Here is a 25,480-nt window from a genome sequence, read left to right on the forward strand (position 1 = left end):
GATCGGTGGCGGTGGTGTCAGCTGCTGCGCGGGGTGGCGCGGCGGAGGATCGCCCAGCCCGCGACTCCGGCGATCGCGGTCGGGATGAGCGAGAGGGAGTAGCCGCCCGCGTATCCGACGCTGCCGAAGAAGGAGCCGACGGCGGGCCAGTTCTCGGTGAGCGTGAGGAGGGTGATCACGGCCAGCAGGAGGGCGCCGAGGATCCCGAAGAAGAGCAGCATCCCGCGCTGGCGCCAGCGCACGTAGACCGCCGCCGTCGCCGCTCCGATGAAGAAGAAGAAGAGCAGGGCGCAGAGCACCGCGACGGCCTGCTCGCCCACGGAGTCCCCGCCGAAGTAGATCGAGCGGAAGAAGCTGCCGCCGAAGCCCCAGCCGTCGGTCGCCCGCTCCACGATCCCGAGGACCACGAAGACGCCGGTGTAGAAGACCGAGAGGGCGACGAAGGTGAGGGCCGTGCCGAGGGAGAAGTCGCGGCGGGTGGCGCCGTAGCCGAGGGCGAGGCCGAAGGTGACGTTCACCGACTGGACGGCCACGACCATCATGTAGACGAAGAGGAAGAAGGACGCACCGGAGTAGGTCATCCCCTCCTGCGCCTCGAGGCGCTCGCCGGAGTCGAGCCCGCGGAGGATCAGCCACCAGACGACCAGGTTGCCCGACAGGATGACGGCCGTGATGATCAGCGGCGTGTAGAGGATGGTGGCGGGGTTCGCGAAGTGCAGGCGGACGATGCTGCCGAGGCGGCCGGCGGCGGTGTCGTGGCGCGCGGGGGCGCCGGTGAGGGCGGTCATTCCGAGGCCTTCCCGGTGGTGAGCTGGACGACGAGCTGCTGGAGGGGGACGGACTCGAGCTCGAGCCCGTGGCGGGCGGCGGAGGCGCGGCCCGCGTCGTCGAGCCGGGGGAGCGTGGCCGAGGCGCGGCTGCCGAGAGCGGAGCGGGCGATGACCTCGCGGCCGGCGGTGAACGACTCGACGGCCTGCCGGGGTCCGATGACCGTTGCCGCAGCACCCCGCAGCTCCTCCGCGTCACTGTCGACGACGAGGCGGCCCTGATCGATGACGAGGACGTGCTCGAGCAGACTGCTGACCTCGTCGATGAGGTGGGTGGAGAGGACGACCGTGCGCGGGTGCTCGGCGAAGTCCTGGAGGAGGCGGTCGTAGAACAGCTGCCTGGCGACGGCGTCCAGCCCCAGGTACGGCTCGTCGAAGAACGTGAGCGGGGCGCGGGAGGCGAGACCGACGATCACTCCGATCGCCGAGAGCTGTCCGCGGGAGAGCTTCTTGATCTTGCGGTCGACCGGGAGGCGGAAGTCCTCGACGAGCTCGCGGGCGAACGCCTCGTCCCAGCCGTCGAAGAACCAGGGGGCGCTGCGCAGGACGTGCTTCACCTTGAAGTCGTCCGGGTACTTCTGGCTCTCCTTGATGAAGCAGGTGCGGGAGAGGACGGCGGCGTTCTCCACAGGCGACTGCCCGAAGACGCGGATCTCGCCCGAGCTGGCGAACTCCTGGCCGGTGAGCAGCGACATCAGCGTCGTCTTGCCCGCGCCGTTGCGGCCGAGGAGGCCGTGGATGCGGTTCTCCTCCAGCGCGAAGCCGATGCCGTCGACGGCGCGCATGCGTCCGTAGTGCTTGGTGAGGTCGTGGACCTCGATGACCGCGCTCATCGCGATCCCCCTTCTGTGATCATGTCGGCGAGCTGCTCGGTGCTGAGGCCGAGCTTGGCGGCCTCGGCGAGCAGCGGAGCGACGAACTGGTCGCGGAACTGCGTGCGGCGCTTCTCGACCAGCCGGTCGCGCGCCCCCTCGGCGACGAACATGCCGATCCCCCTCTTCTTGTAAAGCACCCCGTCGTCGACGAGCAGGTTCACGCCCTTGCCGGCGGTGGCCGGATTGATGCGGTGGAACGCGGCGAACTCGTTGGTCGACGGGACCTGCGACTCCTCCGGCAGCGCGCCGTCGATGATGTCGTTCTCGATCTGCTCGGCGATCTGCAGGAAGAGCGGGCGGGAGTCGTCCACGCGGGCTCCTTCGGTGCTGGGTTGGGTGGTTAGTTGGTGTTGTAACTAACCATGGAGGCGGGAGGCGTCCGTGTCAAGAGGGGTGCGCCGCGCAGTCGCCGAGACGAGGGCCGTGGCGTGCTTCGCGAGCGTTGCGGTGGGCGGCCGGTCGGCGCTTCGCGGGGGGCGGGGCACGGCGGGTACACTGGCTCGGCCAGCCTCTGTAGCTCAATGGAAGAGCGACTCCGTCCTAAGGAGCAGGTTGGGGGTTCGAGTCCCTCCAGGGGCACCACAGTGTCGTCACCAAGACCCTTGCCAGAGGAAAACGCCGAGACGGTGCCGATCCCGGCTTCCAGGAAGCTGCTGAGGCTCCGAGCACCACTCTTTCGAGTGGTGCTTTTTTCGTGTGCTGCGAGCTGAACGGCGGTTGAGACGGTCGTGACGAAGGGCTCGTTCAACTCGACGGTGATGGTCTCGTTCGCGTGAACGAGAACACGCGCCAGGAAGACCTGATTGACGAGCTTCTTCACGTGGTCGGGTGCCCCGCCGTAAGCGCTGGCACACTCCGCGGTCGACGCACGCCGGGCGAACGGCCCCGATAGTGGCTGGTCCTGCGTGCGGCAGCTTCGGCGCCCCGGGCCGCCGGCCCTTGCTGCCGCCCGTGTCGGGAAGCAGGGCCTGCGCTAGCGTCGCTCCATGACCACACGTGAGTTGCGCGACGAACTCGCCGCGTTCGTCGCCGAGCGGGAGTGGGCGCAGTTCCACTCGGAGGAGAACCTGGCGAAGAGCATCGCCATCGAGGCGGGGGAACTGCTCGAGTGCTTCCAGTGGGGCCCCGACGCCGACCGGGATGCCGTCCGTTCCGAGCTGGCGGACGTCCTCACCTATTGCCTGCTGCTCGTGGACAGGATCGGCGCCGACCCCGAGGACCTGGTGCGGTCGAAGCTCGTGCGGACGCGCGAGAAGTACCCGGTGGACAAGGCTCGGGGAAGCAGCGCCCGGTATGACGCCCTCTGACATCGAGCGGATCGTCTTCGACGGGCCGTCCGTCAAGGTCTGGGCGATGACGGACGACCGCCGCTCGAACTGGCCGGTCGTCTACGTCCTGGACGAGGGCAAGCGCCGCGCGAGGCGGCTCCCGCGGGTCTACGTCGGAGAGACGAGAAGCGCGGCGAGCCGGCTGCGGCAGCACCTGGGCTCGGTCGACAAGGTCGACCTCCAGACGGCGCGCGTGATCGTCGATCCGAGGTTCAACAAGTCGGTCTGCCTCGATCTCGAGTCCTTCCTGATCAAGCTGCTCTTCGCGGAAGGTCGATTCGCTGTCCTCAATCGCAACGAGGGGATCGTCGACTCCGACTACTACGACCGGGCGGCGTACCAGGACCGTTTCGCCGAGATCTTCGAGCAGCTGCGCCTGGAAGGCCTGTTCACGCGGAGCATCGCCGAGATCGAGAACAGCGACCTGTTCAAACTTTCGCCCTTCAAGACGCTCACCTCCGAGCAGGCGGCGGCGGTCGTCGGAATCGTCGACGCGCTCGTCGAGGACCTCGGGAAGCAGACGCAGTCCACGTCGATCGTTCAGGGAGAGCCGGGGACGGGCAAGACGATCGTCGCCGTCTACCTCCTCAAGCTCCTCGCGGACGTCCGGCTGTTCGCGGAGAGGATCGACAGAGCCGAGGAGGCTCCCGGCGAGGACCGGCTGGACGACCTCGTCGAGGGCGACTCCGTCTTCTCGGACTTCTTCTTCGCCGACACCCGCGAACTGCTGCGCGGGCTGCGGGTCGGGATCGTCGTGCCGCAGCAGTCTCTGCGCTCCTCGATCAAGAAGGTCTTCGCCAAGACCACAGGGCTCGACGAGAAGATGGTGCTCACTCCCTTCCAGGTCGGTGAGGACCCGGGACGCTGGGACCTCCTCGTCGTCGACGAGTCGCACCGCCTCAATCAGCGGGCCAACCAGCCGTCGGGCTCCCTCAACAAGAAGTTCACGGACATCACCACTGCGCTGTTCGGCTCCGACGATCACGCCCGGACTCAGCTCGACTGGATCCGCGCGAAGAGCGATCACCAGATCCTCCTTCTCGACGCGGCGCAGTCGGTCCGACCGGCAGACCTTCCGCGGCCCGCGATCGACGCGTTGATCCGATCCGCTCAGGAGGACGGCCGCCTGCACCGTCTGACCTCGCAGATGCGAGTGCGCGCCGGAACGGACTACGTCGGCTGGGTGCGCGCCGTCCTCGATCCGACGGCAGCAGACCTCCCCCGGCGACCGGACCTCGGGGAGTACGACCTCCGCTTCTACGACGACTTCGGAGCCCTGCGGCGCGACCTGCGGCAGCGGGAGGAGGAGACCGGTCTGGCGCGGCTGGTCGCCGGCTACGCGTGGCGCTGGACGTCGCGGAAGGATCCGTCAGCCGCCGACATCGAGATCCAGGGAGAGCGGCTCCGCTGGAACAGCACGCAGGTCGACTGGATCGCGTCGCCCGGCTCCGCCGATGAGATGGGCTCGATCCACACCGTGCAGGGGTACGACCTGAACTACGCGGGCGTGGTCATCGGCCCGGACCTGAGGTGGGACAGCGAGAAGGGCCGGCTGAGGGTCTCCCGCTCGGATTACCACGATAAGAAGGGCAAGGAGAACAACCCGGGACAAATCGGCCGCGACTACACCGACGACGAGCTCCTGCAGTACATCGTCAACATCTACGCGGTGCTGCTGACCCGCGGGATGCTCGGCACGTACGTGTACGTCTGCGACGACGCCCTCCGGGAAAGACTCCGGACGGCCTTCGGCCGACCGCTCACGGCCTTCTGAGGGCGTCTCGCGGGCCTTCGCTCAGGCGGCGCCGCCATGATCGAGGCTGGTACTCGACGGAAGGTTCTCTGTGAGCATGTTCAAGCGCGTTCTCGGCATGGCGTCGAAGGCGCTCGATTCGAAGAGTGGCTCGGGCTCGTCCTCGAGCGGGACGACCGATTGGCGCGACCTCGTGCGCTCCGCTGCCGACAAGGTGACGGGCGACTCGCGGAGCGGGCAGGCCCAGCCGCCTCAGCAGTACGGGTCGCCGCAGCGCCCCTCCGCGCGCCCTCAGGACGCCCGGCCCGGGCAGCAGCCGGTCGTCACCAAGGAGGACCGCGCGGCGATCGCGCGCTACGACTACCTCCTCCGGACCGCCGACCCGGAGCAGCTCGAGCAGGTGCACCGCGACGCGTTCACGAAGCTGTCGCCGGCTCAGCGAGCCCAGGTCGAGGCGCGGCTCCGCGACGAGCTGCCCGCGAACGAGCAGCCGCGGTCCTCCGCCCCGGACGACCTCGCGCGAGCGGCGACGCGCGGCGAGGCGAACGCCCCGGGGTTCCTCAAGAAGATGTTCTCGAAGCCGGGCACCCGCGGCGCCCTCGCGGGTGCTGGCGTCGGAGCGGCGGCGGGCATCGGGCTCGGCGCGGCGGGCGGACTGCTCGCGGCGGTCGCGGGCGGCGCCGTGATCAGCAGCGTCGCCGGTCCGCTGCTCGCGCAGGCGTCCGGCCTCGGCGTGGACTTCGAGAACCTCGCCGGCGGGTTCGGCGACCTGGGCGACTTCGGCGACATCACGGGCGGCGCGGGAGAGTTCGTCTCCGGTGCGGGTGAGCACGTGTCCGGGCTGGGGGAGCAGGTGTCGGAGTTCGGCTCCGACTTCCAGCTGCCGGGGCTCGGCGACCTCGGGAACCTCTTCGACCGCTAGACGGACGGGACCGGAGCGCGCCTGCGGAGGAGCGGCGACGCGATCGCGAGGGCCGCGCCGACGACGAGCAGCACGGCCCCCACGATCGCGACGGCGGTCGTCGACCAGTCGGGGAGGTCGACCACCGTCGTGCCGTCGAGCAGCGTCCATTCGCAGGCCGCGCCCAGCGGCCACCACGACCAGAAGCCGCGGACCAGGTCGCCTGCCTCGGGCGGGACGCCGCCCAGGCTGACGCTGCACACGTAGTCGAAGCCCTGACGGTCGATGTTCGCGAACTGCAGAGGCACGAGCGCGAGGGCCGCGAGTCCGGCGACGGCGAGGACGAGGCCGGCGAGCAGGGCGAGACGCGCGGCGGTCAGGCGCTTCCTCGCCGGCGTCGAGGCGGGGGCGGGCGGCGTCTCGGTCATCGTCCGATGGTGGCACGCGTTCGTGGGGAGCAGGCGTGTGCCCGGGATCGGCGCCGAACAGCGCGGAGGCATAGGGCGGATGCGTCGGAGCCGCTCCTCGACCGCAGGCGCCACGGACGTCGGCCGGCACAGCGGCGACGGGGAGCCCTCGGCGTCGTACCCTCGACTGCATGGGGTTCGTCTTCTCGCTGGTGATCATCGTCCTGACCGTGCTCGCGCTGGTCGACGTCGTACGGCAGCCGGACAACGTCATCAAGAACCTGCCCAAGATCGTGTGGATCCTGCTGATCTTCTTCCTCCCGCTCATCGGCGTCTCGCTGTGGTTCCTGCTCGGGCACGACTGGAAGCGCGGCGACGGCGGATCCTTCGTGCCGGGCGGCCGAGTGCCCCGCCGCCGGAAGCAGGCGCCGCCGACGGTGGTGGTGCGGCCCGCTCCGAAGAGCACCGAGGAGCAGCTCGCCGACCTCGAGCGCGAGGAGGCGCACTACGCGCGGCTCGCCGAGGAGCAGCGTCGCCGCCGCGAGGGTGAGCGGCCGCTCGACGCGTGAGCGGCCGCTCCGGAGGCCGCTACTTCGAGAAGTTCGACGCCGTCCACTGGATCGAGGCGATCTTCGCCTGGCCCGCGACGCTCGGGTGGAAGTAGTCGGTGGTCCCGATCAGGCCCTTGGTGACGGGGGTCGCGGTGAGCGCTCCGCCGTCCCAGTCGCAGAGCTGACCGGCGGCGCTGCACGCCGTCTGCAGCGCGGTGTTGTACTGCGTCGTCCGCGTCTTCGCGGCAGCGGCGGAGGCGGCAGCGGCGGTGCTGCTGAGCCTGCGGCCGGTGGAGCTGACGCCGCGCGTGGTCCGGCAGAGGTCGCCGCCCGCCCAGACGAGCGCGCCGACTCCGGTCTTCACGACCGACCACTCGGAGGCCACGTTCGGCATCGACGAGAGGACGATGCGGGCGGAGGGCCACGTGGTGCGGATCTTCGTGATCGCGGCGGAGGCTCCGGTGCGGAACGTGCTCGCCGGGGTCATCGTGTAGCCGTCGGAGGCGACGCGGTTGTCGGGCGAGCAGAGGTCGTTGCCGCCGATGAGCAGCGTGACGACGTCCGGCCGCACGCCGGCGGCGACCGCGGCGTCGATCCGCGAGGGGACCTGCGCGACGACGTCGCCGGTGGTGGCGAAGTTCGCGGTCGTGACGGTGGTGCCGGGGAGCGCGGTCCGCAAGCGGGAGGCGAAGGAGTTCACGGAGGAGCTGGTGCCGGTGGACCAGTTGTTGCGGGGGCAGTCCGCGAAGGAGCCGCAGGTCCCGTAGGCCTGGGTGATGGAGTCGCCGAGGCTCAGCACCGAGAGGGTGGCGGGAGTGGCGGCGGCGGCGGCCTGCGCCGGGAGCAGCGCGGCGGCGAGGGCGAGCGCGGCTCCGACGGCGAGGGCGCGGACGCGGCGGCTCGGGGTCGGCGGGCGGGAGAGGGAGAGGCTCATGGGGACCGTTCTCGAGGGGGAGGACGGTGGGGGAGCCGTCGGTGCTGACGCTAGGGGAGCGGCGCCCCGGATGACCCCGAACGGGTGACCCCAGAACGGGCCGGATGTGCGCGACGGCAGCGGATCCGGTCGTCCGGCGGGCGGAACCGTCTGGAAGGCGAGCGTCCTCTCAGCCGCCTGCCACCGGCACGATCCGCAGCCGGCTCATCGCCCAGACCAGCGCCCCCGACGCGAGGAACGCGACCGCGATCCCGACGACGAACACCGACACCTGCCCGTACCCGGTCGCGGGATCCAGGAACGGATAGGGCACCCAGCCGTCCGTCGCTCCGCGGATCAGCACCACGACGAGCCAGACGATCGGGTAGACCACGACCAGCCAGAGCCTGCGCCACGGCAGCGGAGGGCGATCCGCGAGCAGCAGCCAGTCGAGCAGTCCGTAGACGGGGAACAGCACGTGCATGACGGTGTTGGCCCACGGCAGCGCCACTCCGCCCGCCACGTCGGTGAGGAGGGTGTTGTACACGAGGCCGACGACGATGATGTACCCGGTGAAGGCACCCCGCACCAGTAGGAGCCCGCCGGGCGCGGGACGGCGGCGGAGCGCGAGCACGGCGGTGGCTCCGAGCACGACGGCCAGCACGATGTTGCTCTGGATGGTGAAGAAGCCGAAGAAGTTGAACGGGTTCAGCGGCGTCCGAGAGGCGGTGTCGACGGCCGTCGCGATCACGGCCACGAGCACGGCGGCGGCCACGAGGAGGCGGAGGAGCGCGACCGGCACGCGGGCCGACTCCGCCCGGGAGGAGGGAGCGGGCGGCGTCATCGCTCGAGCGTAGCGCCGGAGCGCCTACCCTGTCCCCGTGCTCACGATCGGTGTCGACCTCGCTGCGGAGCCGGTGCGCACCGCTCTCGCCGCCCTCGAGTTCTCCGGCGGCCGGGCCGTCGTCCGCTCGCTCGTACTCGGCGCCGAGGACGCGACGATCGTCGAGGCGTCACGGGACGCGGCGGTCATCGGGATCGACTGCGCGTTAGGCTGGCCGGTGGAGTTCGCGGCGTTCGTCTCCGCGCACACGCGACGGGAGGTCTCGCCGCGGACGCTCGCGGGACGCGACTGGCGCCGCCGCCTCGCGTACCGCGAGACGGACCGGGTGGCGCGCGAGGTCACCGGCCGCTGGCCGCTCAGCGTCTCGACCGACCGGCTCGGGATGACCGCGATGCGCTGCGCTGAGCTGCTCGACGCCTTCGCCGCGAGCGGGGAGGACGTCGACCGCTCCGGGCGCGGACGGCTCGTCGAGGCGTACCCGGCGGCGGCGCTGCGGCTCTGGGGAGTGGACACCACGGGGTACAAGACGCGACCGGAGGCCGTGGCGCTCGCCGCGGAGTCGCTGCGACGGGCCGCACCCTGGCTCGATGTGCCGGCGCCCGCGCTCGCGCTGATGAGCCGCTCCGACGACGCGTTCGACGCCGTCGTCGCCGCTCTCAACGCCCGCGCCCACGCCCTGGGCGCGACCCTGCCGGTGCCTCCCGAACTGCAGGAGGCGGCGGAGGCCGAGGGGTGGATCGCGGTTCCGACCGGATCGCTCGCGGAGCTCGCGGGCTGATCCGGCCGTCTCGACGGGTGTGCGCTCAGGCCGGGATCTTCGCCCCCAGCAGGCCGGCGGCGACCTCGGCGGCCCGCTCGGCCTCCTCGACGGTCGAGAAGGGTCCGGTGGGGACGAGGGAGGGCGCGGTGGTCAGTCGGGCGTCGATCTCGAGTCGGAACCGGGGCAGCTCCGCCCCAGGAACGACGACGATCCTGACTCCGTTCCGGCTCCATCGCGCGGGTTGGATAGAAGAAATCTGTGTCATGGTGCTCTCCGCTTTCGCGATCATCCGCACGGGTGGCTGACGCCTCGACCGTGCACGCTTCACGCTACGTCCGGTGCCCGTCTCTCCGAACGGGCTTGACCTCTCAGGCTCGTCGGGCGTAGCGCGTCACTGCAGTCGGTCGAGGGTGTCGCTGATCCGCCGCAGGCACTCGATGAGGACCGACACCTGCGCGGCGTCCAGGTCGGCGAGCACCTCGCCCTCGGCGGTGACGAGATTCCGCATCGCCTCGTCGACCCGCTTCGTGCCCCGCGGGGTGAGCGAGACGATCTTGCTGCGCGAGTCGGCGGCGTTCTGCTCGCGGACCACGAGCCCGCGGGCCCCGAGGCGGTCGACGCGGCTGGCGAGGTTGCCGCTGGACAGCGCGAGGTGCGTGGCCAGGGCCGAGGGCGTCATCCCGCCCTCCCCGCGCTGCCGCAGCAGCGAGAGGAGCTCGAACTCCCACGGGGCGAGATCGCTGACGGCGAAGGACTGCCGCCGCACCTCCTGCACGCGCGGGCTGAGCCGGCGGAGGCGGGAGACGACGTCCAGAGGCGCGAGATCGAGGTCGGGCAGGGCCCCGGCCCACGCGTCGATCACCAGATCGACATCGTCGTCTTCGCGCATGCCCCGATTATCCCCGCACGGCGCGGGCGCCGACGACGGGTGGTCCGGGGAGGCCGGCGGGCCTAGCCTGTGCGGACGACGGGCGGGCCGGTCAGGCGCGGGCGGCCCGGACGTAGGCGACGATCGCGTTGGCGTGGCCGTGGCCCAGGCCGTGCTCGGTCTTCAGCCAGGTGACGACCTGCATGTGCGGCTCGGAGCGCAGCCGCTCGTCGGCGAGATCGAGCCAGTCCTGGACGGGACGGCCGTAGGTCTTCTCGATGCTCGGGAAGTACGAGGCCGGTCCCTTCGGCTTCGCGCCGTCGGCGGGCGGTTCGGGAGCGAGCACGCGGTCGGTCATGCGGTCACGATAGCGAGCCGCGGTCAGGTCGTGTAGGCCGAGGGGTCGAACCGGCCGAGCTCCTCGCGGAAGGCGAAGGCGAAGTCGGGCCAGAGCAGGGTGAGTCGCCGGTTGTCGTCCAGGTACCAGCTCTCGCAGCCCCCGTTGGTCCAGACGGTGTCGGCGCTGAGGGCGTCGAGGCGTGCGACGGAGGCGGCCTCGGCCTCGGCGGTGACCTCGAGCCGGTCGGCGCCGGAGACCGCGAGGTGGTCGAGCGCGGCGAGCACGTAGGCGATCTGCGTCTCGATCATGTGCACCGCGGAGTTGTGGCCGAGGCTCGCGTTGGGGCCGTTGACGACGAAGAGGCTCGGGAAGCCGTGGACCGCGGTCGACTCGTACGCGACCATGCCGTCGGCCCAGCGGTCGGCGAGGAGGACGCCGCCGCGGCCGCGGATGCGCCGGGCGAAGGGCGGCCGCGTGGAGTGGAAGCCGGTCGCGAAGACGAGCACGTCGACCCCGTGCGGGACGCCGTCGTCGCCGAGCGCGGCCCCCTCCTCGAGGCGCCGGAGCGGACCGGGGACGACGCGGACGTGCGGCTGCGCGAGAGCGGGGTAGTAGTCGTCCGAGAGGAGCACGCGCTTGCAGCCGATCTCGTAGTCCGGAGTCAGCACGGCGCGGAGCGCGGGATCGATGATCTGGGCCTCGAGGTGGCCGAGCGCCTCCGCCCGCAGCCGATCGATGGCCTCGGGCACGGCGACACGGCCGGCGAAGCCGAGCTCGGCGCGCCAGAACAGCTCCTCGCGGAGCCTCGCGAGGGCCCCGGGCGCACGGGAGAGGGCTCGGCGCTCCTCCGGCGGGTACGGGCGGTTCCGGCGGGGGACGACGTACGGGGCCGAGCGCTGGAAGAGCACCACCTCGGCGGCGCGCTCGGCGAGGTGCGGCACGATCTGCACGGCGGAGGCGCCCGAGCCGACGATGCCGATGCGCTTCCCGTCGAGATCGACGTCGTCCCGCCAGCGTGCGGAGTGGAAGGCGGGACCCGCGAACGAATCCAGGCCCGGGACGGCCGGGAGGCGGGGCTCGGAGAGGCGCCCCGCGCAGACGAGGAGGACCGCGGCGGAGTAGTCGCCCCGGGAGGTGCGCACCCGCCAGCGGTGCGCCTCCTCGTCGAAGACCGCCTCGAGCACCTCGGTCCCCAGCCGGAGCCGGGGCGCCAGGCCCTCCTTCTCGACGACGCGCTCGAGGTAGGCCTGGATCTCGGCCCCGGGGGCGTAGAACGCCGACCAGTCGGCCTCGGGGGCGAAGGAGTAGGAGTAGAGGTGCGAGGGGATGTCGCAGGAGACACCGGGGTAGACGTTGTCCCGCCAGGTCCCGCCGATCCGCTCGGCGCGCTCCAGCACGACGAACGAGGTCCCGCCGCGGCGCTCCAGGCGGACCGCGGCTCCGAGGCCGGCGAACCCGGCGCCGATCACGACGACGTCGACGTCCATCAGACCGTCGTCCTCGCCAGGACGCTGCCCGCCGGGTCGCGGTGCGGATCGGCGAGGAAGTGCTCGAGGACGGCGAGGAGCTCGGCGGGCCGCTCGGCGAGCACCGCGTGACCGGAGTCGAGGACGGCGTAGCGGGCGTCGTCGATCGCGCCGAGCAGGGCCTCGGCGCCCTCGACTCCTGCGACGGCATCGGCGGAGCAGCCGACCACGAGGGCGGGAACCCGGCAGTCCGAGGCGGCCGCAGCGACGTCGGCCCGGGCGGAGGCGGCGAGCATCCTGGCGGCGTCGGCGCCCCACGGGGAGGAGGCGGTGGCCGAGCGGACGGCGAGGAGCCGAGCGGCCTCCTCCTGCGCGTCGGGCGGCAGCATCGGCCAGAGGCGCGCCGTGCGGAGGAGGCGCTCCGTCGGGCGCAGCCATCCGGCTACGAGGGCGAGGGCGCGCACCCGCCGATCGCCCGCGGCGAGGGCCACGGCGGCTCCGAGCGAGTGGCCGATCAGGACGGCCTCCTCGGCGCCGAGCGCGTCCAGGGAGGCGCGGACCGCGGCGGGTCCGTCGCGCCAGGGGTCGCCGAGATCGGCGAGCTCGAGCGCGGCGACGCGGTGGCGCCGCGCCAGCATCGGCAGCAGCAGTCCGGTGTCGCTCCGCGCGCCCCGGCCGACGCCGGTCAGCAGCAGGACCGCGCGCGGGCTCTCGGCGCCCGCGGTCAGCAGCCGCACGGTGGCGCTGTCGGACTCGATCCGCTCCTCCCGGACCAGATCGGCCTGGCGCCGCAGGTACTCGGAGCGGGTCATGACGCCCGGCGGGTCCCGCGGACCGGGAGGCGCATCCGCTGCGGACCCGCCGCTGCGACGGGCTCCGCCCGCAGCGCCCTCTCCGGCGCGACCACGCCGTACGTCGTGGTGCGCTGGCGCCAGCCGCGGCCGATCTCGCCGCTCAGCCGGGCGACGGTCGCGATGTCGAGCGAGCGGTAGGCCTCCGCTCCGGCCTCGGGCCGCAGGGCGCCGTCGAGCAGCAGGCCGCCGAGGTCGTCCGCCCCGCCGCGGAGGAGGACCTGCGCCGCGTGCAGTCCGAGCTTGGTCCAGGCGGTCTGCACGTGGGGGATCCGGCCGTGGAGGACGAGCCGTGCGACGGCGTGCACGGCGCGGGTCTCGCGGAGGGTCGGCCCGCCCCGGCTCGCGCGCACCACGGCGGGAGGCGCTTCCGCCGGGACGAAGGGCATCGCTATGAACTCGGTGAAGCCGCCCGTCTCGTCCTGGATCGCCGCGAGCGTGCGCAGGTGCGCGAGCTGCTGCTCGGGGGTCTCGACGTGTCCGTAGACCATGGTCGAGGTGGAGCGGAGGCCGCTGCGGTGCGCGGCCGTGATCGCCTCCCGCCACTCGGCCACGGTCGGGTCCGTCCCCTCGCTCAGGACGGCGCGGACGTCGTCGTCGAGGATGCGGGCGGCGGTCCCCGGGACGGAGTCCACGCCGGCCTCGCGCAGAGCGTCGAGCATCGCAGGCAGGGTTCGGCCCGTGCGCCGGGCGACCTCGAGGATCTCGCCGGGCCGGTAGGCGTGCAGGTGCAGCGAGGGCTGCCGCTCCTTCAGCGTTCGGACGATCAGCAGCAGATCGTCGCCCGGGTGCTCCGGTCCGATCGCGCCCTGGAGGCAGAGCTCGGTGGCGCCGAGCGCGACCGCCTCGTCGGCGAGCTCCTCCAGCCGCTCGACGGTCAGCCCGCCGACTCCCCAGAGGGAGGTGTCGATGTTGCGGTTGACGACGACCGAGACCTCGTCGCCGGCGGCGTCGTGCCGCAGGTCGTCCGCCAGAGCGGAGAGGGCGTCGAGGTCGTCGCCGTCGGCTGCGAGCAGGGCGAGGTAGTCGGCGTCCTCGAGACCGGCGGGGTCCGTCTCCGCCCGGGCGAGCACGGCGCCGAGGGCGGGCGCGACCGGTCGGGGCAGGGGGTCGAGCGAGTCGCGGTAGGGCCGGGGGAGGACCGCCGCCGCCTCGTCGGCGAGCCAGGTCCCGCGGTCGGCGAGTGCCTCGACGTAGGGAGCGACGCGCGGATCGATCCAGGTGGCCGAGTCGCGGAGGTACTGCGGGTGGGCGGTCAGCCGCTCGTGCAGCCGGTAGCCGGCCGCCGCGGTGAGCCGCGCGAGGTCGTCGATGTTCGGCCAGGGGCGCTCCGGATTCACGTGATCCGCCGTGAGCGGGCTGACACCGCCCCAGTCGTCGACCCCGGCGCGCAGCAGCAGCCCGAGCTCCTGCTCGTCGGTGAGGTTCGGCGGCGCCTGGATCGTCGCCTCGGCGCCCAGCACGAGGCGCGCGACCGCGACGTTGGCCACGTACTCCTGCAGCTCGAGGTCGACCTCGTTCTGCATGGCCGTCCGCGGCTTCGCGCGGAAGTTCTGGACGATGCACTCCTGCACGTGGCCCCACCGCTCGTGGGACTCGCGGATCGCGAAGAGGGCGTCCGCCCGCTCCGCCGCGTTCTCGCCGATGCCCAGCAGCACGCCGGTGGTGAAGGGGATGCGGCTGCGTCCCGCGTCCTCGAGCACGCGCAGGCGCAGCGCCGGGTCCTTGTCCGGGGAGCCGTAGTGCACGCCGCCCTTCTCGGACCAGAGGCGCTCGGCGGTCGTCTCGAGCATCATGCCCATCGAGGGCGCGACCGGGCGGAGCCGCTGCAGCTCGGCCCACGACATCACGCCGGGGTTCAGGTGCGTGACCATGCCCGTCTCGCTCATCACCAGGACGGCCATCGCGCGCACGTACTCGAGCGTCGAGGCGTAGCCGTGCTCGGCGAGCCAGGCGCGGGCGACCGGCCACCGGTCCTCCGGGCGGTCGCCGAGCGTGAACAGGGCCTCCTTGCAGCCGAGCGCGGCACCGGCGCGGGCGACCTCGAGGATCTCCTCCGGCTCCATGAAGGTCGACTCGCGCTTGGCCGCGAGCCCGCCCGGTGTCTCCACGAAGACGCAGTAGTGGCACCGGTCGCGGCAGAGCTTGGTCAGCGGGACGAAGACCTTCCGCGAGTAGGTGACGACGCCGGGCCGTCCGCGGCGGGCGAGTCCGTCGTCGCGCAGGCGGCCGGCGGCCTCCAGCAGCAGGTCGAGGTCGTCGCCGCGCGCGCCGAGGAGCTCTTCTGCGGTCTCGCGCGTCAGCGCCTCGCCGTGGTCGAGCCGGGCGAGCAGGGTGGCCGTGGTCATGCGGGAGCGGCCCTTCCGAAGGGGGTCGTGGCGGAGGCGGAGGTCAGAGCGCGCGCAGCCGCGGCGCGAGGTCGCGCTCGAAGGCGTCGAAGAAGCGCTGCTGGTCGTCGCCCGGGGCGTGGAAGACCAGGTGGGTGAAGCCCGCGTCGACGTAGGGCTTGATCTGCGCGACCGTCTCCTCGGGGTCGGAGCCGACGATCCAGCGCTTCGCGACCTGCTCGATCGGCAGCTCGTCGGCGGCGCGCTCCATGTCGACCGGATCGGTCAGCGAGTGCTTCTGCTCCGGCGACAGCGAGAGCGGCGCCCAGAAGCGCGTGTTCTCGAGCGCGAGCGCCGGATCGGGATCGTAGGAGAGCTTGATCTCGATCATGCGGTCGATGGTCGAGGAGTCGCGATCGGCCGCCGCGGCGCCCTCCTCGACGGCGGGGAGCAGCTTCTCGGTGTAGAGCTCCATGCCCTTGCCCGATGTGCAGATGAAGCCGTCGCCCGCGCGGCCGGCGTACTTCGCGACGACGGGGCCGCCCGCCGCGATGTAGACCGGCACGCCGCTCTCGGGCTTGTCGTAGATCGACGCCTCGTGCGTGGAGTAGTACTCGCCGTCGAAGGTGACGCGGTCGCCCGCCCAGAGCGCGCGCATCAGCCGCACGGCCTCGCGCAGGCGGGCGAAGCGCTCCTTGAAGTCCGGCCAGGTCTGCTCGCCCGCGCCCTGGTAGCCGGTGGCGACCTCGTTCAGCGCCTCGCCGGTGCCGACGCCGAGCATGATCCGCTCGGGGTAGAGCACTCCGAGCGTGCCGAACGCCTGGGCGATGACGGCGGGGTTGTAGCGGTAGTGCGGGGTCATGACGGAGGTGCCGAGGGTGATGGTGGAGGTGCGCTCACCGGCCGCGGCGAGCCAGGCGAGGGAGAACGGCGCGTGCCCGCCCGTGTGCCGCCACGGCTGGAAGTGGTCCGAGACGACCGCGGTCTCGAAGCCGTGCCGCTCGGCGCCGACCGCGAGCTCGACGAGCTCCCGGGCGCCGAACTGCTCCGCCGATGCCTTGTACCCGAGCGTGATCGTCATCTGCAGCCTTCGTGAGAGGTGGGACGGCTCCCGGAGCGGGAGCGGCCCCTCCATTCTGCGCCTGCCGCGGCGCCCCGCGGGACGGGTGGACGCACCCGGGGGAGGCGTGCCCCGATCACGTGCCGGGGAGGAGCATCAGGCCGGCGGAGCGGCGATGTTCACCATCCAGCCGACGCCGTAGCGGTCGACCAGCATCCCGAAGCGGTCGCCCCAGGGCGAGGCGACCAGCGGCTCGACGACCGTGCCGCCCTCGGCCAGGCCGTCCCAGTAGCCGCTCAGCTCGGCGTCGTCGTCGCCGAAGAGCGCGATCGTGATGCGGGCGCCGCTCTCGGCCGGGCTCGAGGAGGGGGAGTCGGAGCCCATCAGGATCATTCCGCTCGGCGTGACGAGCTGGGCGTGCATGATCCGGTCCTGGTCGGCCGGATCCGCGCTCATCCCGAAGTCGCCGAAGCGGCTGGAGCTGAGCTCGCCGCCGAGGACGTCCCGGTAGAACTCCATCGCCTCCTGCGCGGAGCCGTCGAAGCCGATGTAGGGGCTCAGTGATGTGGGCACGGCACGCCTTTCCGTCGAGGTGCGCCCAGTATCTCCGCGTCCCGGCGCGAGCACCAGGGGCGTCCTGCGGAAGGTCCGCCCCCGGCCCTCAGAGCTCGTCGCGGGTGGGCGGGTTCGCGCCGGAGCGGGAGGTCGTGATGCCGGCGACGTGCGCGGCGTGGCGGCCGATCGCGTGCAGGGCGGGGCCGTCGAGGAGCATCCCGTTCGCGGCGCCGAGGCCCTGGCGGAACGCCTCGTCGAGGATCGCGCCCATCGCGGAGTCGCCGGCACCGATCGTGTCCGCCACCACGATCCGGGCGGCGGGCACGGTCACCCGCGTGACGGCCGAGGCCAGCAGCAGTCCCTCCGCGCCGCGTGTGACGACCGCGAGCTGCGACCCGAGGGAGAGCAGCCGGCTGAGGACCTCGTCGAGCTGCATCGTCGGGTAGAGCCACTCCGCGTCCTCGTCGCTGAGCTTCACGACCTCGCACGCGGCGGCGATCCGCTCGAAGCGCGCGAGCGCCTCGGCGTGCGCGCCGACCAGAGCCGGGCGGATGTTCGCGTCGACGCTCGCCGTCACTCCGGCGGGCAGAGCCTCGAGGAGCCCGAGCACGGCGGATCCGCCCGGCTCGAGGAAGATCGCGATGGAACCGGTGTGGACGTGGGAGGCGCCCTCCGGGTCCGCCGCCGGCGGGTTCCAGGAGAGGTCGAAGACGTAGCGGGCCGACCCGTCCGCGGCGAGGACCGCCCGAGCGGTGCTGGTGCGCTCCGAGTCGCCGTGCCGGACCTCCACCCCGGAGGCCTCGAGGTGGGCGCTGATGCGGCGGCCGCGCTCGTCGTCGGCGATGTCGGTGACGAGGGTCGCGAGTCGCCCGAGTCGGGCGAGCGTGAGGGCGACGTTGGCCGGGGAGCCGCCGACGTGCTCCGTGGCGCTGCCGTCGCGCTCGACGATGTCGATCAGCGCCTCGCCGATGACCAGGGTGCGGGAAGCCGGGCTGACGCGCTCGTCGGTGGAGGACATGCCGACATCATGCCGGGTGACGGGGTCGCCCCGCGACGCACGGGGCCGACCGGCGCGAGCAGCTCGCGTCCCGCCCGCGGCCTCAGCCCCGGTCGCGCAGGTCCGCCAGCACCGCGTCCACGGTCGTGATCTCGATCAGCGGCGCGTACAGGGACATGGCGTCGAGCGCGCGCTGGTGGTCGGCCTCGGAGGCGCCCGCGCAGGCGTCCGCGGCGACCCTGACCCGCACTCCGGCGTCCGCGGCCGCCAACGCCGTCGAGAGCACGCAGCAGTCGGTCGAGACGCCGGTGAGCACGAGCTCGCGGGAGTCGTCGAGCTCGGCCTCGAGCTCGGACCCCCACTTGCCGAAGGTCGTCGCGGTGATCGTGCGGTGGCCCTCGAACCCGGCCACGAGCTCGTAGAGCCGGTCGCTCTCGGGGACGAGCGCGAACGGCCACTCGCGGTAGTAGGGCATCCACGCGCCGGCGGGCCGCTCCGGGGCGACGAAGCGGGTGGTCACGACCCGCTCGCCGAACGCCGGGAGGAGCCGGCGGGTCCCCTCGGCCGCGCGCTCGAATCCGCCGGATCCCCACGGCGACTCGGCGTCGGCGAAGACGTGCTGCAGGTCGATCGCGACGAGCAGGCTCACGCCGAGGCCTCCTGGCGGCGGACGGCCCCGCGCGAGAGGGCGAGCGTTCCCGCGAAGCCGATCACGAGCGCCACGAGGACGCCGAGGTTGGCGCCGGCCCAGTCGCCGTCGCGGCCGCCGAGCGGGCCGAGGAGGTAGCCCTCCCACTCGAACCCGGGGGAGTAGTTGACCACCAGGCCCCAGCCGACGACGGCGCCGATCAGCACGAGGGCTACGGGGACCGCCGAGACGCTGCCGTAGCGGCCGCGGGAGTCGTACAGGGCTTCCTGGTCGTAGTCGCGCCGGCGGAGGAGGAGGTCCGCGAGGAAGACGCCGAGCCAGGCCGCGATCGGCACGCCGAGGGTGATCAGGAAGCCCTGGAACGGGCCGAGGAAGTCGCCCGCGACGAACACGACGTAGACCGCTCCGAGGACCATCAGCACGCCGTCGATCCCGGCGGCCACCGGCCGCGAGACCTTGAGCCCCGTGCTGAGCAGCGCGAGGCCCGAGGAGTAGATGTCCATCACGGCCCCGCCTATCAGGCCGAGCAGCGCGACGACGATGAAGGGGAGCAGGAACCAGGTCGGCAGGATCCCGGCGAGCGCTCCGATCGGGTCCGCGGCGATCGCGTCCGAGAGCTCCTGCGAGGAGCCGGCCAGCAGCAGGCCGACGACCACCAGCACGACGGGCGCGACCGCTCCGCCGATCGTCGTCCACGCGATCACTCCGCTCGTGCGGGCACCGCGGGGGAGGTAGCGGGAGTAGTCGGCCGCGGCGTTCACCCAGCCCAGCCCGAAGCCGGTCATCATGAACACGAGCCCGCCGATGACCGCGGCGGCCGAGCCCGCGGGCAGGGCGCCGACGGCGGCGAGGTCGATCCGGTCGAGGACGAGCACGACGTAGACCACGGTCAGCACGGCGGTCGCGACGGTGATCGCGAGCTGGAGCCGCATGATCAGGCGGAAGCCCGCGATCCCGGCGATCACGATGAGCGCGGCGACCACGATCAGCGCGACCACCTTGGTGAGCACGCCCCCGTCCCAGCCGAACTCCTCGAACACCGTCGCCGTCGCGAGCACCGCGAGGGAGGCCAGCACCGTCTCCCAGCCCACCGTGAGCAGCCAGGAGATCACCGAGACGAGGCGGTTGCCGTCGACCCCGAAGGCCGCCCGGCTGAGCACCATCGTGGGGGCGGAGCCGCGCTTGCCGGCGACGGCGACCAGACCGCAGAAGAGGAACGAGACGACGATCCCGATCACGCTGACGAGCGTCGCCTGCCCGAAGGAGAGGCCGAAGCCGAGGAGGAAGGAGCCGTAGCTCAGCCCGAGCACGGACACGTTCGCGGCGAACCACGGCCAGAACAGGTCGCGAGGGCGGCCGTGCCGCTCCGACTCCTGGATCGTGTCGAGGCCGTTGAGCTCGATGCCGCTTGCGGGGCGGGTGCTCGGACGATCGGGGGAGGTCATCGCGTCCTCGTTCTCACGGGTGCCGGCCCTGCGCCGGAGCTGTGACGAACCTACAGCGCCCCGCGCTCGAACAGCAGCCGGAGCGATTCGAGGTCGTCCGCGACCCGCGCGCAGTCCTCGTCCCAGTCGTCGAGGCTCATCCCGGGGCGCCGCCGCACGGTGAAGGCCACCTCGGCGCCGTCCCCGTTCACGAGCACCCGGAGCGGATTGTCCACCACCGTCCCGTCGGGGAGCGTGACCTCGTGGTCCGCGACGCCGAACGGGTTCTGCGGGACGAAGCGCACCTCGACCCGGCCCATCGGCGAGTCGGCGAACCAGCGTCCGTCGACCTGCTCGAGCGCGGAGGAGGCGAGGCCCGCGGCCCACCGCGGGAGGTTCGCCGGGTCGGAGACGAAGGCGTACACCTCCGCGGCCGGAGCCTCGATCACGACGCCCACGGGGCGCGATTCGTACAGTGTCATCCGCTCGTCCTTCCTCTGCATCCGGTCAGTGCTCGTCGCCGAAGCTGGCGACCAGCAGCGCGGCCAGCGCCGTCCGCTCCAGCATGCCCTCGATGCCGATCGCCTCGCTGCGCGCGTGCGCACCCTCGCCCGGGGCGCCGAGCCCGTCGAGGACCGGCAGGCCCAGCGCGGCGACGAGGTTGCCGTCGCTCGCCCCGCCGACCGCGATCTCGCGGAAGGGGACGTCGATCCGCTTCGCGACCCGCTCGGCCCTGCGGTAGAGCGCGGCGACGGAGGCGGTCCGCTCGAAGACGGGCCGCTCCCAGGAGCCGCGCACCTCCAGCCGGATGCGCGGGTCGGCGGCGGCGAGCGCGTCGAGCTCGGCCTCGACACGGGCGGCCTCGGCGGATCCGCGGATCCGCGCCTCCAGCTCCAGGCGCACGCGGGCCGTCGTCACGTTGACCCGCGAGCCGCCGGAGACCACTCCGATGTTGACCGAGGTGCCCTCCTCCTCCCGCGCGATCGCCAGCACCCGCGGGATCAGCGAGCCGAGCTCGTGGATCGCGCTCGCCCCCTTCTCCGGCTCGACCCCGGCGTGCGCCTCGACCCCGACCACGTCGATCACGAAGCGCCCGATGCCCTTGCGCGCCGTCTTGACCGCGTCGCCGATCGCGCCCTCGAACACCAGGACCGCGTCGGCGCCCGCGCACTGCCGCTCCAGGAACGGGCGCGAGGCGGCGCTGCCGATCTCCTCGTCCCCGCTCATCACCAGGCGGACGGCCGGATGCGGGACGCCGGCGTGGCGGAGCGCGGCCACCAGCCACACCATCTGCACCAGCCCGGCCTTCATGTCGTAGCTGCCCGGTCCGCTCAGGCGGTCGCCGTCGACGGCGAAGGGCCAGGAGCGGGTCGTGCCCAGGGGCCACACCGTGTCGTAGTGGCCGAGCAGCGCCACGAACGGACGCGTGCCGCGGTGCGGTCTCGCGCCGCCGCTCGCCGGGACGGTCCAGCTGGTCGCGGTCGGCGCGTCCTGCGCACGCCGGTGCTGCACGTCTGCGTCGTGCCCGAGCCGCTCTCCCACCCAGTGCACCAGGAAGGCGTGCAGCTCGCCGAGCGCCTCGAGGGAGTCGCTGGGGCTCTCGATCATCACGAGGTGCCGGACGTCGTCGAGCATCCGCGAGCGGTTGTCGCGGAGGAAGGAGCGCACGCGGGCGGCGTCGTCGGCATCGGGGAAGGTCATCGACTCCGGAGTACCAGAGTGGGGCCGCTCGCGCGAACCGGCTGAACCGTTCGGGCCCCCGTTACGTTGGTGCAGGAAGAGGTGGAGATGTCCGAGGATCAGGCCCAGATGCTGCGTGCGCTGCACGACGAGCACGCCAGCGCGCTCTGGCGGTTCGTGCTGCGCCTGACCGGCGACCGCCAGATGGCGGAGGACGTCGTGCAGGAGGCGCTGCTGCGCGCCTGGAAGCACCCCGAGATCCTCGCCCAGGGCGAGGCCGCCGCCCGCTCCTGGCTCTACACCGTGGCCCGGAACCTCGTCATCGACGACCGCCGCAGCGCCCGCTACGCCCGGGAGCTGGGCACGGACGAGGTCCCCGAGCGCCCGACCGCCGACCGCACCGACCAGGTGCTCGACGCCTGGCTGCTCTCGGACGCGCTCAGCGGACTGAGCCACGACCACCGCGCCGTCATCGTGCACGCCTACTACGGCGGCCGCACGGTCACCGAGATCGCCGCGCTGCTGGGGATCGCCCCGGGCACCGTCAAGTCTCGGATGCACTACGGGATGCGGGCCCTCAAGCTCGCACTGCAGGAGCGGGGGGTGACGGAGCTGTGAACCGCGACCCCTCCTCCGACGACCGGCACGACGACCCCTTCCGCGACTGGGACGCCGCGTACCTCCTCGGATCCCTGACCGCCGCCGACCGCCGCGAGTACGAGCTGCACCTGCGCGCCTGCCCCGGCTGCCGCGAGTCCCTCGCCGAGTTCGTCCCGCTGCCGGGCCTGCTGGCCCACCTGCCCCAGGACGAGGCGATGCGCCTGGTCGAGGAGCCGGAGGCGGCCGGCGATCCGGCTCCGGCGGCACTGCTGACCCGCCTCGCCGCGGCCACCGACTCCGTCCGCCGCCGGACGCGGCTGCGCATCGCGGGCCTGGTGCTCGCCGCCGCGGGCGTCTCGGCCGCCGCCGCCGTCGCCCTGCCGCTCGCGATCGGCCCGTCCCTCGCCCCCGTCGAGACCGTCGGCTCGACCGTCTCGCTCGCCGCGGCTCCGGGCGTCCCCGTCGAGGCCTCCGTGCGGTTCGTGCCGCAGCAGTGGGGCACGCGGATCGACATGGACTGCAGCTGGGCCGACACGGCCGAGCAGTACGCGGGCTCGGCCGGCTACGTCCTCTACGTCACGGACACCTCGGGCGGCACCGAGGCCGTCGGATCGTGGACGAGCGCGCCGGGGACGACGATGGAGCCCAGCCTCGCCACCGGGCTCCCGCTGTCCGAGATCGCCTCGGTCGAGGTGCGGCTGCAGGGATCGGACACCGTCGTGCTCACCGGCCGCCCCTGAGCGGGCCGCCGGATTCCCAGGTGCGCGCTCCGCGGACTGAGTAGCTTCTCAGTCATGACGATCGCGACCCTCGCCCTCGCCCCCGCCTCCGTGGCGACCGCCTCCTCCTCCGACAGCATCGACGAGCTCTCCGGGCTCGTCGGCGTCGCCGCGCGGGTGATCGCCGCGCTCGGAGAGGCGGGCGTCGGCCTGCTGACGCTGATCGAGACGGTGTTCCCGCCGATCCCGAGCGAGCTCGTGCTGCCGCTGGCCGGCTTCCTCGCCCAGCAGGGCCGGATGAACCTGGTGCTGGTCGTGATCACGGCGACCCTCGGCGCCTACCTCGGCGGCCTGATCCTCTACGCGCTCGGCCACCGCATCGGCACGGAGCGCTCGATCCGCCTGCTCTCCAAGCTCCCTCTGGTCGACCGCGAGGACTTCGAGAAGGCGGTCGGCTGGTTCCGCCGGCACGGCACCTGGGCGGTCCTCTTCGGTCGCCTCATCCCGGGCGTGCGCAGCCTCATCTCGCTCCCCGCAGGGGCCGAGCGGATGAACCTGCTGCTGTTCTCGGGACTGACGATCCTCGGCTCCGGCGTCTGGAACGGCCTGCTGATCGGCCTCGGCGCGGCCCTCGGCACGCAGTACGAGCTCGTCGACCAGTACGCCGGCGTGCTCGACGCGATCATCTACAGCGCGTTCGGCGTGCTGCTGCTCGCGCTCGTTGTGCGCCGCGTGCGGCGGCACCGTGCCGCGGCGCGCACCGGATCGCGCCACTGACCTGCGTCCTCGGGCGGGCGGGCGCAAGGCCCCGCGCCACCCCGCCCCGGTGCCCTAACGTTCGAGGGGTCCGCACTCCCCGACGCGAAGGAACGCCATGTCCGAGACCGCCGCGCCCACGATGTCCCGCACCTCCGTCGAGCGCTGGTGGATCATCGCCGTCTCGCTGATCGCGATCGTGCTCGGCGTCATCGCCGTCCTGATCCCCGGCCCGACGCTGCTGACCGTCGCCATCGTCTTCGGCATCCACCTGATCGCCGCGGGCGTCTTCCGCCTGCTGCTGGCCTTCACCGCCTCGCGGCTCGATGCCCGGGTGCGCTGGCTCGCGGGCCTGCTCGGCGCCCTGATCCTGGTCGCGGGCATCCTGTGCCTGTCGAACCCGTTCGAGTCGCTGAGCGTCCTGGGCCTCGTGATCGGCGCGGGCTGGATCCTCGACGGCGTCTCGAGCATCACCAGCGGCCGCACCGTCGCCGGCCCCGCGTGGCTGCCGATCGCGGCAGGGATCGCCTCAGTCATCGCGGGCGTCCTGACGATCATCATGCCCGTGCTGGCGCTGGCCTCCTTCGTCACGGTCGCGGCCATCCTGCTGATCGTCGTGGGCGTCTCGGGCCTGCTCCTGCTCCCGGGCCGCACGAAGCGCCCCGAGGGCGCCGAGGCGTAGACCGCGCGGATGGCCGATCCCGATCTCGTCCCCGAGCTGCTCGTCGCCGACCTCGACCGGAGCCTGGGATTCTGGTGCGGTCCCTGCGGGTTCCGGATCCACTACGCCCGGCCCGAGGAGGGCTTCGCGTACCTGGTCCTCGGCTCCGCGCACGTGATGCTCGAAGAGGCGGGGCGGGGCCGCAACTGGATCGCGGCACCGCTGGAGCGCCCGCTCGGCCGGGGGATGAACCTGCAGCTGCACGTCGACGACGCCGACCGGACGGCAGCGGCGCTCGCCGAGGCCGGGACGCCGCTGTTCTCGCCGCTCGAGACCCGCTGGTACCGGGTCGGAGCGGAGGAGGCGGGCGTCCGTCAGCTGGTGGTGGCCGATCCCGACGGGTACCTGCTGCGGTTCCAGTCGTCGCTCGGACGCCGACCGGCTCGAGCGGACGTCCCCGTCGCTCCCTGACCGGCCGACCGCCCCACCATCCGCTCGGCTCAGGACGTCATGCCAGCGAGTGACGACCGAGACACCGCGCGGCTGGTTGCCTCGGAGACATGACGCAGCACCCCGCCATCGCGACCCTCCCGCAGGTCCCGGCCGCCGCCCTCTCCGAGCCCGCGTTCGAGCAGGCCGCCTCGTCGGAGCACGAGCCCCTCGTCCGTCCGGCGGACCTGGTGTCGGCGCTCACGGGCGTCGCGCTCTGCTTCTTCTCCCTCTTCGTCTACGCCATCGCGCACTGGCAGTACTTCGGCACGGACGTCGACGAGGTGAGCGTCCTCGGCTGGCTCGCGCCGCTGATCGCCGGCGTCGCCTGCCTGCTGTCGGCCGTCGTGTCCGTCGGGGTCCGCGCCTCCGGGCGCCGCGCCGAGCGGACCGCGGCATGATCCCCGTCCTCGCCGGGCCCGGCCTCGAAGCCGCGGAGCAGCTCCTCGTCCGCGCCGGATGCCTCCGCCCCGAGCACCCGTGGGCGGCCGGTGCCGCCACGGAGGCCGCGCCGCGGATCGACTTCGCCGTCCTCGCCGAGCAGGCGTGCCTCCTCGACCTCTCGGAGGAGGCGGTCGCCCGCATCGCCGTGTCGCTCGCCACCGGCCGTCCCGTCGATCTGCGGAGCGCCTTCGGGCATCTCGCGCGCGACCACGCTCAGCTCGTCATGACCGCGGTCGCCGCTGCCGCCGGGCACGACCGCGTGAGCAGCCGGATCCGCGTGGTCGGCGACGAGCGCCGGGTCGAGACGGCGCCGCCCCTGGCCGTCTGGCCCTCCTGAGCCCCCCGCCCGCCCCGATCGGACGGGCGCGCTCGCCGATCCGACCCTGGGCTCCGCGTTCCTCCGATGCTCCGGCCCGGTGAGCCGCACGGAGGTGC

General features: G+C 72.8%; 31 protein-coding genes and 1 tRNA gene. 13 read left to right on the forward strand and 19 right to left on the reverse strand.

Features of this window, described 5'->3' with window-relative positions; genetic code table 11:
• Positions 1-17 precede the first annotated feature (17 nt).
• The 3 genes from C5C10_RS05775 to C5C10_RS05785 are packed head-to-tail and all read right to left on the reverse strand — an operon-like array spanning position 18 to position 2,013.
• Positions 18-788 carry an ABC transporter permease gene (locus tag C5C10_RS05775; protein ID WP_104255431.1) on the reverse strand — a complete coding sequence of 257 codons (771 nt, stop codon included), beginning with the start codon at positions 786-788 and terminating at the stop codon, positions 18-20.
• Positions 785-1,660: an ABC transporter ATP-binding protein gene (locus tag C5C10_RS05780; RefSeq protein WP_104224612.1), complete on the reverse strand. Its 876-nt coding sequence runs from the start codon at positions 1,658-1,660 to the stop codon at positions 785-787. Before C5C10_RS05780 ends, C5C10_RS05775 begins: the two co-directional genes overlap by 4 nt.
• Entirely contained in the window at positions 1,657-2,013 is a 357-nt protein-coding gene (locus tag C5C10_RS05785) for a GntR family transcriptional regulator (protein ID WP_104224613.1), read from the reverse strand. The genes C5C10_RS05780 and C5C10_RS05785 overlap by 4 nt, the downstream gene beginning before the upstream one ends.
• 196 nt (positions 2,014-2,209) lie before the next feature.
• Here C5C10_RS05785 and C5C10_RS05790 point away from each other — a divergent pair.
• The 4 genes from C5C10_RS05790 (at position 2,210) to C5C10_RS05805 (ending at position 5,705) form a co-directional block, all read left to right on the forward strand.
• Positions 2,210-2,284 (forward strand) — tRNA-Arg (locus C5C10_RS05790).
• Positions 2,285-2,688: 404 nt separating this feature from the next.
• Complete coding sequence (locus C5C10_RS05795; RefSeq protein ID WP_104328771.1) at positions 2,689-3,009, forward strand: nucleotide pyrophosphohydrolase; 321 nt, start codon at positions 2,689-2,691, stop codon at positions 3,007-3,009.
• Positions 2,996-4,804, forward strand: coding sequence for a DUF2075 domain-containing protein (locus tag C5C10_RS05800; protein WP_104328772.1), 1,809 nt, complete (start codon positions 2,996-2,998; stop codon positions 4,802-4,804). The genes C5C10_RS05795 and C5C10_RS05800 overlap by 14 nt, the downstream gene beginning before the upstream one ends.
• A gap of 76 nt (positions 4,805-4,880) precedes the next feature.
• Positions 4,881-5,705 (forward strand): hypothetical protein, encoded by an 825-nt coding sequence (locus C5C10_RS05805; RefSeq protein ID WP_258060438.1) that lies wholly within the window; start codon positions 4,881-4,883, stop codon positions 5,703-5,705.
• Here C5C10_RS05805 and C5C10_RS05810 read toward each other — a convergent pair.
• A complete protein-coding gene (locus tag C5C10_RS05810; protein WP_104249440.1) occupies positions 5,702-6,112 on the reverse strand; it encodes a hypothetical protein in 411 nt (136 codons plus the stop codon). The genes C5C10_RS05805 and C5C10_RS05810 overlap by 4 nt on opposite strands.
• A 170-nt stretch (positions 6,113-6,282) precedes the next feature.
• On the opposite strand from C5C10_RS05810, the gene C5C10_RS05815 reads away from it, so the two are divergent.
• Positions 6,283-6,660, forward strand: coding sequence for a PLD nuclease N-terminal domain-containing protein (locus tag C5C10_RS05815; RefSeq protein ID WP_104255426.1), 378 nt, complete (start codon positions 6,283-6,285; stop codon positions 6,658-6,660).
• 19 nt (positions 6,661-6,679) lie between these two features.
• On the opposite strand, the gene C5C10_RS05820 is transcribed toward C5C10_RS05815, so the two are convergent.
• A complete protein-coding gene (locus C5C10_RS05820; protein WP_104328774.1) occupies positions 6,680-7,576 on the reverse strand; it encodes a GDSL-type esterase/lipase family protein in 897 nt (298 codons plus the stop codon).
• Positions 7,577-7,745: 169 nt separating this feature from the next.
• Entirely contained in the window at positions 7,746-8,399 is a 654-nt protein-coding gene (locus C5C10_RS05825; protein ID WP_104249443.1) for a Pr6Pr family membrane protein, read from the reverse strand.
• Positions 8,400-8,436: 37 nt separating this feature from the next.
• Here C5C10_RS05825 and C5C10_RS05830 point away from each other — a divergent pair, with 37 nt between their 5' ends.
• Positions 8,437-9,177, forward strand: coding sequence for a DUF429 domain-containing protein (locus C5C10_RS05830; RefSeq protein WP_104328775.1), 741 nt, complete (start codon positions 8,437-8,439; stop codon positions 9,175-9,177).
• A gap of 25 nt (positions 9,178-9,202) precedes the next feature.
• Here the strand turns inward: C5C10_RS05830 and C5C10_RS05835 are convergent, their stop codons facing one another.
• The 13 genes from C5C10_RS05835 to C5C10_RS05895 form a co-directional block, all read right to left on the reverse strand.
• Complete coding sequence (locus tag C5C10_RS05835) at positions 9,203-9,424, reverse strand: hypothetical protein (RefSeq protein WP_146076606.1); 222 nt, start codon at positions 9,422-9,424, stop codon at positions 9,203-9,205.
• Positions 9,425-9,550: 126 nt separating this feature from the next.
• On the reverse strand, positions 9,551-10,048 hold the full coding sequence (locus tag C5C10_RS05840) for a MarR family winged helix-turn-helix transcriptional regulator (RefSeq protein ID WP_104328776.1): 498 nt from the start codon (positions 10,046-10,048) through the stop codon (positions 9,551-9,553).
• 91 nt (positions 10,049-10,139) lie between these two features.
• Positions 10,140-10,385: a DUF4287 domain-containing protein gene (locus C5C10_RS05845; RefSeq protein WP_104225060.1), complete on the reverse strand. Its 246-nt coding sequence runs from the start codon at positions 10,383-10,385 to the stop codon at positions 10,140-10,142.
• Positions 10,386-10,408: 23 nt separating this feature from the next.
• On the reverse strand, positions 10,409-11,854 hold the full coding sequence (locus tag C5C10_RS05850) for an NAD(P)/FAD-dependent oxidoreductase (protein ID WP_104328777.1): 1,446 nt from the start codon (positions 11,852-11,854) through the stop codon (positions 10,409-10,411).
• Positions 11,854-12,645 carry an alpha/beta fold hydrolase gene (locus C5C10_RS05855; RefSeq protein WP_104328778.1) on the reverse strand — a complete coding sequence of 264 codons (792 nt, stop codon included), beginning with the start codon at positions 12,643-12,645 and terminating at the stop codon, positions 11,854-11,856. Before C5C10_RS05855 ends, C5C10_RS05850 begins: the two co-directional genes overlap by 1 nt.
• Positions 12,642-15,032, reverse strand: coding sequence for a 7,8-didemethyl-8-hydroxy-5-deazariboflavin synthase CofG (gene cofG, locus C5C10_RS05860; RefSeq protein ID WP_104328779.1), 2,391 nt, complete (start codon positions 15,030-15,032; stop codon positions 12,642-12,644). The genes C5C10_RS05855 and cofG overlap by 4 nt, the downstream gene beginning before the upstream one ends.
• Before the next feature lie 43 nt (positions 15,033-15,075).
• Positions 15,076-16,092 carry a glucose-6-phosphate dehydrogenase (coenzyme-F420) gene (gene fgd, locus C5C10_RS05865; RefSeq protein WP_181067747.1) on the reverse strand — a complete coding sequence of 339 codons (1,017 nt, stop codon included), beginning with the start codon at positions 16,090-16,092 and terminating at the stop codon, positions 15,076-15,078.
• A 135-nt stretch (positions 16,093-16,227) separates the two neighbouring features.
• Entirely contained in the window at positions 16,228-16,644 is a 417-nt protein-coding gene (locus tag C5C10_RS05870; RefSeq protein ID WP_104246718.1) for a VOC family protein, read from the reverse strand.
• An 88-nt stretch (positions 16,645-16,732) separates the two neighbouring features.
• On the reverse strand, positions 16,733-17,644 hold the full coding sequence (locus C5C10_RS05875) for a carbohydrate kinase (RefSeq protein WP_104328780.1): 912 nt from the start codon (positions 17,642-17,644) through the stop codon (positions 16,733-16,735).
• 82 nt (positions 17,645-17,726) lie between these two features.
• On the reverse strand, positions 17,727-18,272 hold the full coding sequence (locus tag C5C10_RS05880; protein WP_104328781.1) for a cysteine hydrolase family protein: 546 nt from the start codon (positions 18,270-18,272) through the stop codon (positions 17,727-17,729).
• A complete protein-coding gene (locus C5C10_RS05885) occupies positions 18,269-19,717 on the reverse strand; it encodes a cytosine permease (RefSeq protein WP_104249451.1) in 1,449 nt (482 codons plus the stop codon). Before C5C10_RS05885 ends, C5C10_RS05880 begins: the two co-directional genes overlap by 4 nt.
• A gap of 50 nt (positions 19,718-19,767) precedes the next feature.
• A complete protein-coding gene (locus C5C10_RS05890; protein WP_104328785.1) occupies positions 19,768-20,178 on the reverse strand; it encodes an SRPBCC family protein in 411 nt (136 codons plus the stop codon).
• A 25-nt stretch (positions 20,179-20,203) separates the two neighbouring features.
• Positions 20,204-21,397 carry a M20/M25/M40 family metallo-hydrolase gene (locus tag C5C10_RS05895; RefSeq protein WP_104328782.1) on the reverse strand — a complete coding sequence of 398 codons (1,194 nt, stop codon included), beginning with the start codon at positions 21,395-21,397 and terminating at the stop codon, positions 20,204-20,206.
• A gap of 87 nt (positions 21,398-21,484) precedes the next feature.
• Here C5C10_RS05895 and C5C10_RS05900 point away from each other — a divergent pair, with 87 nt between their 5' ends.
• The 7 genes from C5C10_RS05900 to C5C10_RS05930 all read left to right on the forward strand — a co-directional run bounded on the left by C5C10_RS05900 (position 21,485) and on the right by C5C10_RS05930 (position 25,382).
• Positions 21,485-21,994 carry a sigma-70 family RNA polymerase sigma factor gene (locus C5C10_RS05900; protein WP_104225070.1) on the forward strand — a complete coding sequence of 170 codons (510 nt, stop codon included), beginning with the start codon at positions 21,485-21,487 and terminating at the stop codon, positions 21,992-21,994.
• The gene (locus tag C5C10_RS05905) at positions 21,991-22,716 is read left to right on the forward strand and encodes an anti-sigma factor (protein ID WP_104232863.1); all 726 of its coding nucleotides are present in this window, start codon (positions 21,991-21,993) and stop codon (positions 22,714-22,716) included. The genes C5C10_RS05900 and C5C10_RS05905 overlap by 4 nt, the downstream gene beginning before the upstream one ends.
• A 54-nt stretch (positions 22,717-22,770) precedes the next feature.
• Positions 22,771-23,472, forward strand: coding sequence for a DedA family protein (locus C5C10_RS05910; RefSeq protein ID WP_104225072.1), 702 nt, complete (start codon positions 22,771-22,773; stop codon positions 23,470-23,472).
• A 97-nt stretch (positions 23,473-23,569) separates the two neighbouring features.
• Complete coding sequence (locus C5C10_RS05915; RefSeq protein ID WP_104232862.1) at positions 23,570-24,133, forward strand: HdeD family acid-resistance protein; 564 nt, start codon at positions 23,570-23,572, stop codon at positions 24,131-24,133.
• Positions 24,134-24,142: 9 nt separating this feature from the next.
• A complete protein-coding gene (locus C5C10_RS05920; RefSeq protein ID WP_104225074.1) occupies positions 24,143-24,583 on the forward strand; it encodes a VOC family protein in 441 nt (146 codons plus the stop codon).
• 89 nt (positions 24,584-24,672) lie between these two features.
• The gene (locus C5C10_RS05925) at positions 24,673-25,002 is read left to right on the forward strand and encodes a hypothetical protein (RefSeq protein WP_104328783.1); all 330 of its coding nucleotides are present in this window, start codon (positions 24,673-24,675) and stop codon (positions 25,000-25,002) included.
• Positions 24,999-25,382 carry a hypothetical protein gene (locus tag C5C10_RS05930; protein ID WP_104238332.1) on the forward strand — a complete coding sequence of 128 codons (384 nt, stop codon included), beginning with the start codon at positions 24,999-25,001 and terminating at the stop codon, positions 25,380-25,382. Before C5C10_RS05925 ends, C5C10_RS05930 begins: the two co-directional genes overlap by 4 nt.
• The last annotated feature ends 98 nt before the right edge of the window (positions 25,383-25,480 follow it).

The organism is Rathayibacter sp. AY1A3, from assembly GCF_002930975.1.
In the GTDB taxonomy this organism is placed as follows: Bacteria; Actinomycetota; Actinomycetes; order Actinomycetales; family Microbacteriaceae; genus Rathayibacter.